Source organism: Vagococcus sp. WN80Y (genome assembly GCF_059621045.1).
On record NZ_JCAQHY010000175.1, the window covers coordinates 17,702 to 34,789 of the forward strand.

The following is a 17,088-nucleotide window of genomic DNA, read 5'->3' on the forward strand; positions in this document are numbered from 1 at the left end:
ATATAATTAAGATAAGAATGGTTTAATTATTAATCGACAAAAGAAGGTGATGATATGGCAGGGAGTTTTTTTAGTCGCATCATGGGGAAAAAAGAGACATCAGTTATCGATCCTGTATATTTTAAGGCGGTTAAGGAGCAGGTAACACCAGATTCAAGCGTGTTAGTCCTCGGTGCAAGTAATGCTGAGCTGGCAGTTCAATTAGAGTCAGGCTGTCAGTCGTTAGACGTGTGTGATGCGTCTGAGGAATTAATTATTAAAGCTAAAGAAACAGCAAGCTCGCCATCTATTATTTTTTCTGTTCAAGGGGAGGATAACTGGGAGTTTAGCGCGGAACGTTTTGACGTCATCGTTGCAATGAATGTTTTACATGAGGTATCGAATATAGACGCTATTATTGAGCAGTGTGTGCGTGTTTTGAAAAGTGGCGGCCAACTGATTGCTCAAATTCCCACCTTTAAGGAGCAACAATTTGTTTCGATTGTAACTAAGTTGGCAATGCAGATGGTGAACTATCGCTTATGGTCAGCGGAAGCATACGAATTAATTATGAAAGAACACGGATTGAAGATAGAAGAACTGCGAGAGACAAGAACGGGAAGTATGTCGGTTATTTTAATTGCGAGTAAATAAAAGCAGAGTGAGACTTTTGTCCACTCTGTTTTATTATCATTCATTTAAGTTAAGTTTAAGGTCATCGAGTTATTCTTCTACAAACGGATAAAGCCAGTAGAAGGGAAGATAATGGATGATAGAGCTGAAGCGATTATTTCAAGTGATACTACGAGTAATGGGGATAGGCCTAATTGTTAGTTCAATGACACTTGCTCATCATGTATTAGCAACGAGTTCCAAAGCAACTAAGATTAACACTCCCACTATTTTCATACCGGGAACGAATGCAACAAATAAGCGATTTGATTCGCTAATTTCAGAATTAAGAGCATTGGGCGTAGACAACCAGAATGTATTGAAGGTTTACGTTGAGAAAACGGGTGAGATAAATGTGAGTGGCAAATTGAGTGAGCAAGAAAGGTCACCACTTATTGTCATAGGTTTTGAGGACAACAGTGAAGAGGCCGTGGATTTACAAGGGGAGTGGTTTCAACAGGTTCTAGTAAAAATAAACGAGAGGTATCAATTTTCTACCTATCAAGCGGTAGGCCATTCTAATGGTGGGTTAGTCATGACAAGTTATTTGGAAGACTATTATCAAGAGAGTGATCCTAAGTTAACTAAATTGATGACAATTGGCACACCTTTTAATGGAGTGGTGGAGACGTCTTCGCTGACTGCAGAATTAACCGAGATGATTAAAAAATCCAAGGAGTTACCAACTATTGATAGTGTGAGAGCCATTGCAGGAAGATCGGAGCAAGATGGAGATGGTATTGTGCCACTCAGTAGTGCAACGATGGGTGAAAAAATTTATAGTTATGGGACAGCAGATTATCAAGCTATTATTGTTAATGGGAAAGAGGCCACCCATAGTGGGTTAGTGACTCATTCAGAGGTAGTCTCTATACTGAGTGATTATTTATTTTGACTTGGTGCAACAAAGGGTCAAAAGTGTTATTCAACAGAAAAATCTCAACCTGTTTAAAACGCTAAAAGCGTACATCGGTTCGATGCATTATGTTATCTTATGGAACGTAATAATCTTTATAACAGTTGATAATAGCTACCTTTCAGATAAAAATTAGTCAATTGACCGGTTGTTTCAAACCTGCCCGTTATTTCGTTACATCGAGTTAAAATAAAAGCGAAAATCTGTTATTCTATTGACTACGGGTTTATTTTGACACTGAACTGAACAGTTGTTATTCAACAGAAAAATCTCGACCTGTTCAAAACGCTAAAAGCGTACATCGGTTCGACGGATAATGTTATCTTATGGAACGTAATAATCTTTACAACTGTTGATAATAGCTACCTTTCAGATGGAAATAAGTCAATTAAGCGGTTGTTTCAAACCTGCCCGTTATTTCGTTACATCGAATTAAAATAAAAGCGAAAATCTGTTATTCTATTGACTACAGGTTTATTTTGACACGAAATTGAACGGTTGTTATGCAATAAAAAATCTCGACCTGTTCAAAACGCTAAAAGCGTACATCGGTTTGATGGATAATGTTATCTTATGGAACGTAATAATCTTTATAACAGTTGATAATAGCTACCTTTCAGATAAAAAATAAGTCAATTGACCGGTTGTTTCAAACCTGTCCGCTATTTCGTTACTTTTTATTTGTAAAGTAGAAAAAAATGTTATAAAAAGCCATTCTAAGAGACTCATGTTGGTCAATTTCAACTACTCAATAAAATCTATTTCATCTAATAGAAGTTAGTTGTTAATGAGTTTTGACATAGTGGTATTTATCTTGTTATACCACAAAGAGATAGGAGTTGTCTAATCACGATACTACCTCGAAAGAAGCTAACTATCCTTAATTGTTTAATTAGGCAGCTTCTAAATCTATTGGATTAGCGGAGATTCAACCTTTTCATGAAGTTATCACTTTATTTTGAGGTAATGACAAAGGAAAAGAGGTAATTTAGGTGTTAAAGGTGTTCGGCAATTTGGACTGTACTTTTGCTGAAAAAAGCAACCAACGATTCTAATGAAAATTGAAAATCAGGGAATACAATTATAAAAGTTAATATGTACGGTTAGGTGTACCTAGGAGACATACTGGATTAGTATTGATACTATTGAATTTCAGGTGTATGATTTGAGTATTTGAGAAAGAATGTTGTGTTATAATTGATGAAGTAGAAAAGTTAATGACGGTGGCGGGATTCAATTGAAAGTGAGGTGGTGCGCATGGGTGTACAACCAAAATCTGGAGAAAGGAGCCAGCCTTTTGCTTGAGACTATTCTAGCAGTGACAGTGGCAGTTGTTGGTTTAATTACCGCAATTGTTAAACTTGTGACCGCTATAGTAGGAGCTAAAACAAAGCGAAAAAAATAACCGTCACTTTTGCGAGGTCGGTTATTTTTCGATAAAATAATTATTCTTGTTACCGTCTTTAACGGTGTTACTTTTAGGGGACATGTTGACGCATGTCCTCTTTTTATTGTCTTTATTATAGCATGGTTTTTACTTATTTTCCAATAAAACTCACGCTTAAGGCTCCATTTACTCTTTATTTTGAATGAGTGTAAATGTGAATTAATTAAACCCGGCCTTGATCAGAGTGGAAGGTTCGGCGATAAAGGTAGTTGGATGTTTGGTCAATCGCTTCTTTTTGGGCGTCAAGAATGGCCTTTGCGTTTGGTTTTTTTGATAGTCGATAAGATAAAATTTCACCATCTTAGTCATTGAAGGCTGTCCTTTCGATTTCTGTGAAAGACCTTCAATGCTATGACGTAGAAATATTTGGTGCCAGTGTTGAAGTAGAATTCCTTCTGACAGTCCATATTTCAGAGCAACATCTAGGTAAGATTCACCATTAGTTAAATAATAGTGTATGACATCTTGCTTGAATTGGGAAGAATAAGTTTGGTGATTTTTCGACAGATTTTACTCATTTCACGACTATTGACTTAGCTGATAGACCGAATTGATCAGCTAGTTATTTGAATCCCCCTTCGCCTTTCTGATATGATTCAACGACTGATTTCTTTAAATGAGAATCATATTTTGCCATTATAAAAACCCCCTAAGTTAGATTTTTAGAGGGCACTACTGGAATCGTGTGATTTTTATTGAGTTAGATTTCAATAGGAACAAAGCTTTTGCGGATGACTAACTCTGAGCTGATAAAGACTTGTTTTTTTGTTGCTCGTAAAGAGATTAATTGGTCTGCCAATAAGTCAATCGCAGTTCGACATAATTCATCCAAATCAATGTGAAAGGTGGTCAAAGGAGGAGAGACATACTTTGCGACATCAATGTTGTTGACACTAATAATGGCAACATCCGTTGGGATAGAGATATTGTGCTCGTTTAATGCTTGGAGAACTCCGACAGCAATTGGATCAGAAGCGACAAAAAAAGCAGTGGGGAATTTTCCAGCTAGTTGTTGAATCGCTTGCGTGGCGACATCATAGCCATCTTGAACTGAAAAATGTTTTTCGCCAAAAATATAAGCATCATCTAACAACCTTTTTTTCGTCATATATTCTCTAAAGGCAATTTCTCGATTGTCCATCTCATCATTATCAGTATTAGGATTATGATAGGTTCCACCAATAAAGCCGATTTTTTGGTGGCCATTTCTAATAAAATAATCAATCGCTTTTTGCGTAATCCGGTTCGTATCTGGTTGAACAGAATCGAACAAATCTGGATCAGGATTCATATCAACGAAAACGCCATAAGGGCATAGGTCATGAAGATAAGCAACTTCCTTAGTTGAGTAGGCACCAATTGCGACAAAACCGTTAATATCTTTAGGAATAGCAGCTAAGCCGTCTTCGTGCCTAATAAGACAGATTTCCATGTTATTATGTTGCCCGTAAGTTTCGATTGCAAGTCTCATCTGTTTGAAATAAACATCTTCCAACTCTTCTCGGTCACTAATCCAGAAAAGTAAGGCCACTTTTTCCATAACTGTCTGAATTTTTGCCCGTTGATAACCGAGCTTAAGCGCGGTTTTAAGAATTTTTTGTTTTGTCTCATTCGTAATAGATAAAGTCGGATCATCTTTTAATAATCTTGAAACGGTAGAAGATGAATAGCCTGATTGTTTCGCTATTTCCTTAATTGTTACCACAACATGGCCCCCTAGTTAGTTTTATTAATCTGCATCACAGTATTATGCTTAGTTTATTATAGTACAGTGTGGTGATTTAGTAAATAAATTTACTGATTTTAAGTGTAATAATATCTTTAAACCTTCAGTTTTCTATTATAATCAATAAAATTAAAAGGAAATACATTTACTAAAAATTAAATATAATTAGATAAATATATTTACAAACTATTTTTAATAGTGTATTCTGTATTCATGGATAACGGTTTCAAAAATGGAAGGGTGGAAAAGGAAATGAAAAAAATTTCAAGTTTGTTGTTATTAAGTGGGCTAGTTTTAGGACTAGCAGGATGTGGGCCAAGTGAAGATAGTAGCGGAAAAGCCGATTCAGCGACAAAAAAAGGCTCGAGTAAGGAGTACGATTTACTTGTGTGGGAAGACCAAAGTAAATCAGAGGGAATCAAAGACGCTGTTAAAGCGTTTGAAGAAAAAAATGATGTGACGATAAAAGTGGTTGAAAAGGCCTATGGAAAACAAATTGAAGATTTACGTTTAGATGGACCTGCTGGGACAGGGCCAGATGTGATTACGATTCCTGGCGACCAGATTGGGACATCTGTGACCGAGGGGCTGTTGAAAGAGTTGACGGTTGGAAAAGATATCACAGATATTTATACTGAGTCAGCGATGAATTCTCAAGTAGTAGACGACAAAGTTTATGGTTTACCAAAAGCAGTTGAGACAACTATTTTGTATTACAACAAGGCATTGATTACGGAAGACAAATTACCTAAAAATACAGATGAATGGTTGGCTTATTCGAAGGAAGTAACGACGAAAGATCGTTATGGACTACTTGCTTTATGGGATCAAATTTACTATGCCCAAGGGGTTATGAGTGGGTATGGTGGTTATGTATTTAAGCAGGATGCTAAAGGAAATTATGACCCATCTGATATTGGACTTGCTAACAAAGGGGCAATAGAAGGAGCTGAGTATATTCAATCTTTTTATGAAGCAGGAGTTTTCCCGACAGGACTTATTGGCGAGCAGGGAATTAACGTACTAGATTCGTTGTTTACAGAAGGCAAAGCTGCGGCTGTTATCTCTGGACCATGGAACATAGAGCCTTATAAAGAAGCGGGGATTGATTATGGCGTAATGGCTCTACCAACCTTAAGTAATGGCAAACCAATGAGCTCTTTCATTGGTGTAAAGAGTTATAATGTCAGCTCTTATAGTAAGGAGCCAGAGTTGGCTCAAAAATTTGTTGAGTTTATTGCCAATGAAGAAAATTCCAAGGTAAGATATGAAAAAACTCAAGAAGTTCCAGCTGTTAAAGCTCTCTCGGAAGATCCAGTTGTGATGGAAAGCGAAACAGCTATGGCAATCGCTACTCAGTCACAACATGCTGAATTAACACCAGGAATTACGGCAATGAATTCTGTTTGGAAGCCTGTTGATGCTGCTTTACAAACAATAGCGACAGGTAAAGGTAAACCTAAAGAAGCGTTGACTTCAGCAGTAGATCAAATTAAATCAGCCATTGAAGCAACTGAAAATTAAGCAGAAAGGGCGGTTTATTGACAACCGCCTATTCTTTTAAGAAAGAACGAGGAACAGAAGGATGGAGAATAAGACGAGTAGTAAACTATCAACGGAGCATGCCAAAAAAGCCATGTTATTGTCACTCATTCCAGGGGGCGGTCAGATTTATAATCGACAAAAGGTAAAGGGACTGCTATTTCTTTTCTTTTTTGTGATGTATGTGATTGTCTTTAAGGATATCATCAATATGGGGCTGTGGGGAATTGTGACATTAGGGGTGAAAGTCCCTCGTGATAACTCGATTTTTTTGCTTGCTGAAGGGCTAATTGCATTGATTGTGATCAGTTTTGGTTTATTTTTTTATTACTTAAACTTAAGGGATGCTTATCGAAATGGTCAACAACGGGACCAAGGGCTTCAAGTTAGTTCAATAAAAGAAACCTATCAGGCTTTGTTGACAGAAGGGTACCCTTATTTAATTACAAGCCCAGCGTTTATTTTACTTGTTTTTTCGGTTATTTTTCCGATATTGTTTAGTATTAGCTTGGCATTTACTAATTATGATTTGTATCATTCGGCGCCAGCTAATCTGGCTAATTGGGTAGGTTTGGCAACGTTTAAAAAGATTTTTACTGTCGATATTTGGCGAACCACCTTTTTCAATGTTTTGGGCTGGACGGTTATTTGGACTTTAGTGGCCTCCACCTTACAAGTGTCAGTTGGTGTTTTTTTGGCGGTGGTTGTTCATCAAAAAGAGCTTCGTTTTAAAAAGTTTTTTCGGACGATTTTAGTATTGCCGTGGGCCGTGCCAGGATTTGTGACTATTTTAATCTTTGCTGGGATGTTTAATGATAGTTTTGGTGCGATAAATAACTCGATTTTGGCTTTTTTAGGTATTAAGTCAATTCCGTGGTTGACAAGTGTTAATTGGACTAGACTAGCATTATTGATGATTCAGACTTGGCTTGGTTTCCCTTATATTTTTATCGTCACGACGGGAACGTTGCAGTCTATTCCTGACGATTTGTATGAGGCGGCTACAATTGATGGTGCTTCGGCGTTTCAGAAATTTAAGTCGATTACACTACCGTTGATTCTTTATGCAATGGCACCAATTATTATCACTCAATATACCTTTAATTTTAATAACTTTAATATTATATACTTATTTAATGCAGGTGGGCCCGCAGTACCAGGCTCTACAGCGGGAGGAACGGATATTTTGGTGTCATGGATCTACAAATTAACCATGCAAAACAGTCAGTACGCGCTAGCGGCTGCTTTAACTATTTTATTATCTGTCGTGGTTATCGGTATTGCCTTATGGCAGTTTAGACGGACTAATTCATTTAAGGAGGAGGTATAGTATGTCACACGGATCAAGTATAAAAAGACAGCGACAGGTTAGATTGTTTTTTACTTATTTATTGCTAGTGGTTATGTGTGTGGTGATAATTTATCCTCTTTTATGGACTGTTGGGGCAAGCTTTAATCCGGGAAATAGTTTAGTTAGCACTAGTTTAATTCCCAAAAATCCAACTATGGGACACTATTCTCGGTTGTTTGCTGGGGAGGGCACCTTGTTGTATAAGCAGTGGTATTTGAATTCCTTAAAAATTAGTGTGCTGACGATGGGCTTATCGCTGATTTGTGTGTCATTTACAGCCTATGCTTTTTCTCGTTTTCGCTTTACAGGGCGTAAAAATGGTCTAATGCTATTTTTACTTTTACAGATGATACCTCAATTTTCAGCATTGATCGCCATTTTTGTTTTGGCGCAAATGTTAGGTTTGATTAATAGCCACTGGTTACTAATTTTAATTTATGTTGGTGGACAAATTCCGATGAATACGTATTTGATGAAGGGGTATTTTGATTCGATTCCCCTTGATTTAGATGAGAGTGCGAAGATTGATGGTGCGAGCAATACACGGATTTTTTTGCAAATCCTCTTACCATTATCGCGACCAATGTTAGCAGTTGTCGCAATGAACGGATTTACAGGGCCCTTAGGTGACTTTGCCTTGTCTTCGGTATTGTTGAGAAATCCTGAGTATTATACGTTGCCAATCGGTCTGTATAAGTTAGTTACGGATAAGATGGGAGCAAGCTATACAACCTTTGCAGCAGGCGCAATTTTAATCAGTATTCCTGTGGCTTTTGTCTTTTTATTATTACAAAAACATTTTGTTTCAGGGCTGACAGCCGGTGGAACTAAAGGATAGGATGAGTTAGATGAACAGATATGAACAGCAAAACTATTTTTTCCACGGAGGTGATTATAATCCTGATCAGTGGTTGGCGTATCCAGAAATTTTAGCTGATGATTTGAAGCTAATGAAGCAGGCGAATACCAATACTTTCTCTGTGGGAATATTTGCTTGGAGTGCCCTTGAGCCAGCAGAAGGACAGTATCAGTTTGAGTGGTTAGATAAGGTTATTGATGATATCGCGGCCAATGGTGGTAATGTTATTTTAGCGACACCGAGTGCAGCTAGACCAGCCTGGTTATCAAAGGCATATCCAGAGGTTTTAAGAACGAATGAACGACGCGAAAAGCAAAGGCATGGTGGTCGCCATAATCATTGTTTTTCATCACCTGTATACAGAGAGAAAAGTGCGGCAATTAATCAAAAATTGGCCGAGCGTTATGGGAATCATCCTGCCTTACTGATGTGGCATGTTTCCAATGAATACTCAGGGGAGTGCCATTGTGAGCTGTGTCAGGCGAATTTTAGAATCTGGCTTAAGGCGAAGTATCAGACATTAGATGCTTTGAATCATGCTTGGTGGGGGCCATTTTGGAGTCACACACTGACGGCATGGGAGCAAATTGAGTCACCGTCATCGATTGGTGAATCGATGGTTCATGGCTTGAATCTGGATTGGAAACGATTTGTAACGGATCAAACAATTGATTTTTTTGAAACAGAAGCAGCGCCTTTAAGAAAACTAACACCAGAAGTACCCATTACAACCAATTTTATGGCAGACACCCATGATTTGATTCCTTTTCAAAGCTTGGATTATAGTAAATTTGCTCGGCACGTAGATGTTGTTAGCTGGGATTGTTATCCAGCTTGGCACAATGACTGGGAAACTACGGCTGATTTAGCAAGTAAGGTAGGGTTTATCAATGACTTGTATCGTAGCTTGAAGCAGCAGCCATTTTTAATTATGGAGTCAACACCTAGTGGGGTGAATTGGCATGATGTAAATAAGACAAAACGTCCAGGTATGCACTTATTATCTTCGTTGCAGTTTATCGCCCATGGCTCAGATAGTAATCTTTATTTTCAGTGGCGCAAATCTCGTGGTTCTTCAGAGAAATTCCACGGAGCGGTCATCGATCATGATAATGCTACGACGAATCGTGTTTTTCAAGATGTTCAAGAGGTTGGCGCAGTCTTAACAGATATTAAAGAGGTTCGAGGGACGCAAAAAGAAGCGAAGGTAGCGATTATTTATGACTGGGAAACTAACTGGGCGTTAAATGATGCTCAAGGCTTTTCTCAAGCATCCAAGCGGTATCCGCAAACTCTACAGGAACACTATCGCTTTTTTTGGAATCATGATATTAGCGTTGACGTGATAACACCTGATCAAGATTTTAGTAAGTATGAGTTACTGATTGCTCCAATGATGTACTTGATACGCGAGGAAACAATGCTGAAATTTAAAGAGTTTGTTGAAGGGGGAGGGCGACTCGTTTCGACTTATTTAACAGGCTATGTAGATCAATCTGATCTAGCTTATTTAGGTGGCTGGCCGTCAGAGCTGCAAGAGCTATTTGGGATCAATATGGTAGAAACCGATGTTCTTTATCCGAAAGATCAAGTGACGTTCAGCTATGGTGAGAATCTGTTTCTTGCTCGAGATTATTGTTCAAGGGTGACTTTAGGTTCGGCCGAGTCACAAGGTGTTTATACCAGCGAATTTTATCAGGGAACGCCAGCAGTTACTCGAAACAAGTGGGGCGCAGGAGAGGCTTACTTTATCGGAGCTCGTAGTGACGCGCTACTTGAACAGGTTTACGAGGAGATAATGGCCACTCTGAATGTATCTGAAAGTATTGCTGTAGAGCCTCATCCTGAGATTTCAATTCAAAGTCGTCAAGATGCGACGCACACCTATTATTTTGTGATGAATTTCTCTGAAACTAGTCAGACGTTAGTATTGAAAGAGAGCTATACTGATTTAATAACTGGCGGCAGGCTTTCTGGTAACTTGTTGTTGGCGCCATATGGTGTACGTGTGTTAAAAGTGTAAAGGTTGAATAGTTATTTGATAATCACTAAAACCAACGTAAAGCTGAGATTTCTTTAGGAGAAATTATCTTCTTATGTTGGTTTTTATTTATGCGCTGAAACTGAGGTTAATGAAAGCGTTACACTGTTATTTTAAATCTGTCCGTTAAAATAACAAATTAAATGATTGAAAGCGCTTGACAGTTTTCAGTTGATAGTTTATGATAATTCATAGTTAGTTTAACGTACTATTTAACCTGTGGTGGATTTTAGTCACACAGGAAGATGGAAAGTGAGAGTGGAGTTGAAGTGGAAAATGTGAGGTAGAAAGCTAGGTATTACCTCATATAACGAGTTACTTAATACAAGTAAAAATAAGCAAAGTAGAAAAGGGGAAAAGAAAATGAGAGTTAAGAAATTACTAGTCACAGTGGTTATGGTTATGGCGGTTTTTCTATTAGCGGCCTGTGGATCAAGTAAAGACAAAGGGGCTGGTAAAACAGTTGGTATTGCCATGCCGTCTAAAGCGTTGGAGAGATGGGAAAAAGATGGGAACTACATGGTCAAGCAATTAGAAGATAAGGGCTATAAAATTGACATTCAGTATGCCCAAGATAGCGTACCAACGCAAGTATCTCAAATTGAGAATATGATTACTAAAGGTGTGGATGTTATTGTAATCGCTTCGATAGATGGCGAGGCGCTGACTGATGTAGTAGATAAGGCCAAAAAGCAAGAAATTCCTGTAATCGCCTATGATCGCTTGATTATGAATGCAGATGGTATTGATTATTATGCAACATTTGATAATTTTCAAGTTGGGGTTTTACAGGGAGAATTTATTGCTGAAAGCTTAGATTTAGCTAATCAAAAAGGGCCATTCAATATTGAAATTTTTGGTGGGGCACCTGACGATAACAACTCTCGCTTCTTTTATGATGGTGCAATGTCCATTTTAAATCCCTTTATTGAAGAAGGGAAGTTAGTCGTTCAAAGTAAACAATTAGAGTTTAACAAGGTTGCAACTAAGAACTGGGACGGAGCAACAGCTCAGTCACGGATGGACAATTTGTTAAGTGCTCATTATACAAAGGAAGTTGTAGATGCTGTATTAGCACCGAATGATGCAGTTGCGATGGGAATTATTTCTTCGCTGAAAGGCGTGGGATATGGAGCGACAGATCGTCCAATGCCAATTATAACTGGGCAAGATGCAGAAGCAGCTTCAGTCAAATCAATTATTACTGGCGAGCAAACGATGACGGTCTTCAAGAATACTCAAAAACTAGCGGAAGTCGCAGCTGATATGGTAAATCAAATCTTGAAAGGTGAAGAAGTAGAGGTAAATGACAAAGAAACGTACGATAATAACTCGAAAGTAGTTCCAACATATATGTTAACACCAGAAGTGGTGACGAAAGATACGTACCAAGAGTTGCTAATTGATGGTGGTTATTTGAAAGAGGCAGACGTGAAGTAATCATACGTTAAAAAGTAGACAGAGAAGTAATGTGGTTTGCTTCTCTGTTAATTGTTGCTAGTGAGAGGGTGTATAGGATGAACGAAACGATTCTAGAGATGAAAGGAATTGTTAAGGAATTTTCTGGTGTAAAAGCACTGAATAATGTTAATTTCAAGGTGAAACGCGGAGAAATTCATGCTTTATGTGGAGAAAATGGTGCGGGAAAATCGACCCTAATGAAAGTGTTAAGTGGGGTCTATCCAAAAGGTGAGTATACAGGTGACATTATTTTTGAGGATCAACAATGTGATTTCAAAACAATCAAGGATAGTGAAAATCAAGGAATCGTTATTATTCATCAAGAGCTTGCGTTGATTCCCTATTTATCTATTGCAGAAAATATTTTTTTAGGAAATGAAATGGCATCTAGAGGAATTATTGATTGGTCTGCGACAAAACAAAAAGCTAAAAATCTGATGGATATTGTTGGCTTATCAGAAAATCCTGAGACCTTAGTAACAGATATAGGCGTTGGTAAACAGCAGCTAGTTGAGATTGCTAAAGCAATTGCGAAGGACGTTAAGATATTGATTTTAGATGAACCAACAGCCGCTTTAAATGAAGATGACAGCCAAAATTTATTGCACTTATTGTTAGAATTTCAAAAACAAGGCATCACATGCATCATCATTTCCCATAAATTAAATGAAATTATGGAGATAGCTAACTCGGTTACAATTCTTCGAGATGGACAAACGATTGAGACATTGGATAAAGTAACGAATCAAGTGGATGAAAATCGGATAATTAAGGGAATGGTTGGCCGTGACTTGGATAATCGATACCCTGATTATCTCCCGCAAATTGGTGAGACTTATTTTGAGGTTAAGGATTGGTCCGTCTACCATCCACTTCATCAAGATAGAAAAGTAGTAGATAATGTAAACTTTCATATCAAAAAAGGAGAAATTATTGGCATTGCAGGGCTAATGGGCGCAGGCCGAACAGAACTGGCGATGAGTATTTTTGGAAAATCCTATGGGGCTAGAATATCAGGAAAAGTGATTAAATCTGGAGTAGAAGTCAAGTTGAACAATGTAAGGCAGGCTATTGATAGTGGATTAGCCTATGTTACCGAAGACCGCAAAGGAAATGGTCTTGTTTTAATGGAAAGTATTAATCAGAATATATCGATGGCCAGCTTAGATAAAATTGCTAAACACACAGTGATTAATCAAAATGAAGAGATTAAAAATGCGGAATATTATAAGAAGAAAATCAACATTAAAAGTAACAGCATTTTTCAACCAGTTGAAAGTTTAAGTGGGGGAAATCAGCAGAAAGTCGTTTTAGCTAAATGGATGTTATCGCAACCAGATGTCTTATTTTTAGATGAGCCAACACGGGGAATTGATGTGGGGGCTAAGTATGAGATCTACATGCTAATTCAAGAATTAGCTAAGGAAGGCAAAGCGGTTTGTATTATTTCATCGGAATTACCGGAAATTTTAGGAATGTGCGATCGCATTTATACAATGAATGAAGGACGATTGACGAGTGAATTTACTAAAGAAGAGGCCGATCAAGAAAAATTAATGGCATATATGACAAGTAAGGTAGGGGTTTAACATGGCAGAAAAAAGTGTCGCGAAAAAGAAACAGGGAAATGAAAATATCTGGGAATTGGTAAAAGGCAGTTTCCAAAAATATAGTATGTATTTCTTTTTAGTTGTAATTATGATTGCTTTTCAAGTGATGACAGATGGCGTATTGCTTCGTCCCTTGAACATTACAAACATTATTTTACAAAATAGTTACATTTTAATTTTGGCAATTGGGATGGTTTTACTGATTATACTTGGTGACATTGACTTATCAGTCGGTTCCATCACGGCCTTTGTTGGGGCGTTATCAGCTATCTTTACGATAAAAATGGGTTTGCCAACATCATTAGCAATCTTTTTATGCCTACTTGTTGGAGCAGCGATTGGCGCGTTTCAAGGGTTTTGGGTAGCTTATGTGAAAGTGCCAGCATTTATCGCAACATTAGCGGGAATGCTGATTTTTAGAGGCTTAACGATTGTTGTGTTAGATGGAAAATCGTTAGCACCGTTTCCTAAGAATTTTCAGATGATTAGTTCTGGCTTTATTCCAGATTTATTTGGTGGTAGTACGATTCACTTGTTTTCTCTACTTGTGGGTGTACTTATTGGGGTTGTGTTTATTTTCTTTAATTTTAAGGATCGTCAAAAGAAACTAACCTATGGATTTGAGACAGAGTCAATGAGTTTATTTGTAGTAAAGAATATTTTAGTATTAGCAATTCTAGGATGGTTCACTTACATAATGGCATCATATGAAGGGTTTCCAAATGTATTAATTATTTTAGCTGTGTTAATCATGATTTACCGGTTTGTGACGAATAAAACGACAATTGGGCGTTATGTCTATGCAACTGGTGGTAATGAAAAAGCGGCGGGGTTGTCTGGGATAAAAACTAAAAAAATGAAGTTTTGGATGTTTATCAATATGGGCGTTCTATCAGCAATCGCAGGTCTGATCTTTTCGGCAAGATTGAACGCCGCGACAGCAACAGCGGGTAATGGGTTTGAGTTGGATGCGATTGCGGCTTGTTACATTGGTGGGGCATCTGCTTATGGAGGCGTTGGTACTGTTTTAGGCGCTATTGTTGGTGGGTTAGTTATGGGGATCCTCAATAATGGTATGTCTTTAATGGGAATTGGTGTTGACTGGCAGCAAGCCATTAAAGGATTAGTCTTACTTTTTGCAGTAGCATTTGATATTTATAATAAGAATAAAGCAAGTTAAAACAAAAAAAGAGCCAAAAACCAGCATATGGTTTTCGGCTCTTTTTTTCCTGTTTAATAATAAATTGCGTTTCTATTGAAATCAATATAGTGTTTTGAAAGGGTAAATATAACTGCTGAAATGCTTTTTAATAATGGATAGCTGATAAAAGCGACACTCGCCAAAACGATTGATAATACAAGATTAAACGGCGTTATAGCTTGTAAGCCCATCAATGATGCTCCGACAATCAAGGCTGGTGACGCTATAAAGGCGATGAAGCTAATCCAAGCACTCGCAAGGACGGCATAAACTGTGATAATAGCTCCCAACATTACGACTAAATTAAAAAAGAACAATCCGATTGCGGCAAAAATATTTACTTTTCTCATAGGTGTTTCCTCCAATGTGTTATTAACTTATGAACTAAGTTTATCATGGGAATGAGAGCGTGGCATCAGACTGAGGTCGGAGTTGAACCTAGTCTTTTAGTCAGGGAGTAATCTCAGCGACGTCATAGACAGATTAAATCACAATTAAAGATAACAGCTGATTTATGATAGTTTTACCATTCAAGCGTTCTCTATCTGAGAGAGATGATAAACTATAGATAAGAAAAGAGGTGAACGAGAATTAGGGGTTATGTATCAGTAGCGTGTTATGTAAGTGCTTCAAGCAGTTCCCTTTTTCTAGTTAATGTGTGACTAAATTAGGGAGTGTCAATCGAGGATAGAGGAGAGTGTGTAATGAGTAAGAAAAAGTTTGAAATGCCCTCTGCGTACACGGTGTTATTTATTATTATTGCAGTTATTGCTATTTTAACTTGGATTGTTCCAGCTGGACAGTATCAAGTTAACGAAGAAACAGGTAATTACATCGCTGGAACTTATGAGCGGATTGCCAGTCAGCCACAGGGGCTATGGGATGTGTTTATGGCACCTATCATAGGTATGGTGGGAAATGAAACCACTGGTGGGGCAATTGAAATTTCGTTATTTATTTTATTTATTGGTGGCTTGCTAGGAATTGTTAATAAAACAGGCGCCTTCGATGCAGGAGTCGCTTCAGTTATTAAAAGTCGTAAAGGGAAAGAAAAATCATTGATTCCAATTTTGATGATAATTTTTGCGATTGGTGGCACGACATTTGGTTTAGCCGAGGAGACGTTGGCGTTCTATCCACTTCTAATTCCAGTTATGCTAGCTGTTGGATTTGACTCAGTGGTGGCGATCGCAGTGCCTTTGATTGGCTCACAAATTGGGTGTCTAGCATCAACGGTCAATCCGTTTTCAACAGGTGTGGCTTCAGGTATCTTAGGAATCAGTCCGGGTGAGGGGCTTCTGTCACGGATTATCCTATTGGTCATCTTATTAACGGTTAGTATTATTTATGTGTATCGTTATGCTCAGAAAGTTGAAGCAGATCCGAAAAATTCGCTTTTATATGAGCAACGGGAAACAGATTTAGAGCGATTCAAAATTGATATGGATGATATTCAAGATATTAGCAAGAAACAAAAACAAGTTTTATTATTATTTGTGACGACCTTTGTTATCTTAATTGTCGGCTTGGTTCCATGGTCAACAATCAATCCAAATTGGACCATTTTTGAGTCACTTGCAGATTGGTTGACTAACATCCCTGTCCTTGGTGCTTTTTTAGGGAAAGACATGGCACCACTAGGAACATGGTATTTTGGTGAAATTACGATGCTTATGTTAGCCATGTCGATTGTCATTGCCTTTTTTTATGGCATGTCAGAAAAAGAATTTATCGGTACGTTTTTAGAGGGGACAGGTGAATTTGTTGGGGTGGCGATTGTGGTAGCAGTTGCTAAAGGGATTCAAGTTGTTATGAACGATGGTGCTATTACTGCGACAATTTTACACTTAGGTGAGTCGGGCTTGAAAAACCTTTCCTCAGGTGTTTTTGCTGTTTTAGCTTATATATTCTACATCCCAATGTCTTTTCTTATCCCTTCGACTTCTGGTTTAGCAGCGGCAACGATGGGAATAATCGGACCGATGGGAGATTTTGCGGGTGTGTCAAAAAATGTGATTATTACTGCTTATCAAGCTGCCTCTGGTTGGGCGAATTTAATTACGCCAACCTCAGCGATTGTGATGGGGGCAGTTACTATTGCTCACACTGATTTAAGAGTCTGGTTTAAATTTGTGACCAAGTTAATGGCAATTATTTTTGTCATAACATGTGTCTATCTTGCTATTTTAGCGCTAATATAGTTAAGTAAGAATGAATGGTTTGTAAAAATAAAAATTTGCTAAATGAGATTGCTTAGTGATGTATTGGCGATCTGAAGAAAGG

12 protein-coding genes are annotated in these 17,088 nt (G+C 37.9%); 10 read left to right on the top strand and 2 right to left on the bottom strand.

The window, feature by feature from the left end:
- The first annotated feature begins 54 nt into the window (after positions 1-54).
- Together AC5KOD_RS21280 and AC5KOD_RS21285 are read left to right on the top strand one after the other, a co-directional pair.
- Entirely contained in the window at positions 55-633 is a 579-nt protein-coding gene (locus AC5KOD_RS21280) for a class I SAM-dependent methyltransferase (RefSeq protein ID WP_496916599.1), read from the top strand.
- 115 nt (positions 634-748) lie between these two features.
- Positions 749-1,546, top strand: a complete 798-nt coding sequence (locus tag AC5KOD_RS21285; RefSeq protein ID WP_496916600.1) for an alpha/beta hydrolase — start codon at positions 749-751, stop codon at positions 1,544-1,546.
- Positions 1,547-3,714: 2,168 nt separating this feature from the next.
- Here the strand turns inward: AC5KOD_RS21285 and AC5KOD_RS21290 are convergent.
- A complete protein-coding gene (locus AC5KOD_RS21290; RefSeq protein ID WP_496916601.1) occupies positions 3,715-4,719 on the bottom strand; it encodes a LacI family DNA-binding transcriptional regulator in 1,005 nt (334 codons plus the stop codon).
- A gap of 273 nt (positions 4,720-4,992) precedes the next feature.
- Between AC5KOD_RS21290 and ganS the strand changes: the two genes are divergently transcribed.
- The 7 genes from ganS (at position 4,993) to mmsB (ending at position 14,784) form a co-directional block, all read left to right on the top strand.
- The gene (ganS, locus tag AC5KOD_RS21295; RefSeq protein ID WP_496916602.1) at positions 4,993-6,264 is read left to right on the top strand and encodes a galactooligosaccharide ABC transporter substrate-binding protein GanS; all 1,272 of its coding nucleotides are present in this window, start codon (positions 4,993-4,995) and stop codon (positions 6,262-6,264) included.
- 61 nt (positions 6,265-6,325) lie between these two features.
- Positions 6,326-7,612, top strand: a complete 1,287-nt coding sequence (locus AC5KOD_RS21300) for a carbohydrate ABC transporter permease (RefSeq protein ID WP_496916603.1) — start codon at positions 6,326-6,328, stop codon at positions 7,610-7,612.
- Between the two features lies 1 nt (position 7,613).
- Entirely contained in the window at positions 7,614-8,471 is an 858-nt protein-coding gene (ganQ, locus tag AC5KOD_RS21305) for a galactooligosaccharide ABC transporter permease GanQ (protein WP_496916604.1), read from the top strand.
- A 10-nt stretch (positions 8,472-8,481) separates the two neighbouring features.
- Positions 8,482-10,515 carry a beta-galactosidase gene (locus tag AC5KOD_RS21310; protein ID WP_496916605.1) on the top strand — a complete coding sequence of 678 codons (2,034 nt, stop codon included), beginning with the start codon at positions 8,482-8,484 and terminating at the stop codon, positions 10,513-10,515.
- A 381-nt stretch (positions 10,516-10,896) separates the two neighbouring features.
- Positions 10,897-11,973 (top strand): multiple monosaccharide ABC transporter substrate-binding protein, encoded by a 1,077-nt coding sequence (gene chvE, locus AC5KOD_RS21315; protein ID WP_496916606.1) that lies wholly within the window; start codon positions 10,897-10,899, stop codon positions 11,971-11,973.
- Positions 11,974-12,050: 77 nt separating this feature from the next.
- On the top strand, positions 12,051-13,583 hold the full coding sequence (mmsA, locus tag AC5KOD_RS21320; RefSeq protein ID WP_496916607.1) for a multiple monosaccharide ABC transporter ATP-binding protein: 1,533 nt from the start codon (positions 12,051-12,053) through the stop codon (positions 13,581-13,583).
- 1 nt (position 13,584) lies between these two features.
- Positions 13,585-14,784 carry a multiple monosaccharide ABC transporter permease gene (gene mmsB, locus AC5KOD_RS21325; RefSeq protein WP_496916608.1) on the top strand — a complete coding sequence of 400 codons (1,200 nt, stop codon included), beginning with the start codon at positions 13,585-13,587 and terminating at the stop codon, positions 14,782-14,784.
- 53 nt (positions 14,785-14,837) lie between these two features.
- Here the strand turns inward: mmsB and AC5KOD_RS21330 are convergent, their stop codons facing one another.
- Entirely contained in the window at positions 14,838-15,155 is a 318-nt protein-coding gene (locus AC5KOD_RS21330) for a DUF1700 domain-containing protein (RefSeq protein WP_496916609.1), read from the bottom strand.
- 354 nt (positions 15,156-15,509) lie between these two features.
- Here AC5KOD_RS21330 and AC5KOD_RS21335 point away from each other — a divergent pair, with 354 nt between their 5' ends.
- Complete coding sequence (locus tag AC5KOD_RS21335) at positions 15,510-17,006, top strand: YfcC family protein (protein ID WP_496916610.1); 1,497 nt, start codon at positions 15,510-15,512, stop codon at positions 17,004-17,006.
- Positions 17,007-17,088: the final 82 nt, after the last annotated feature.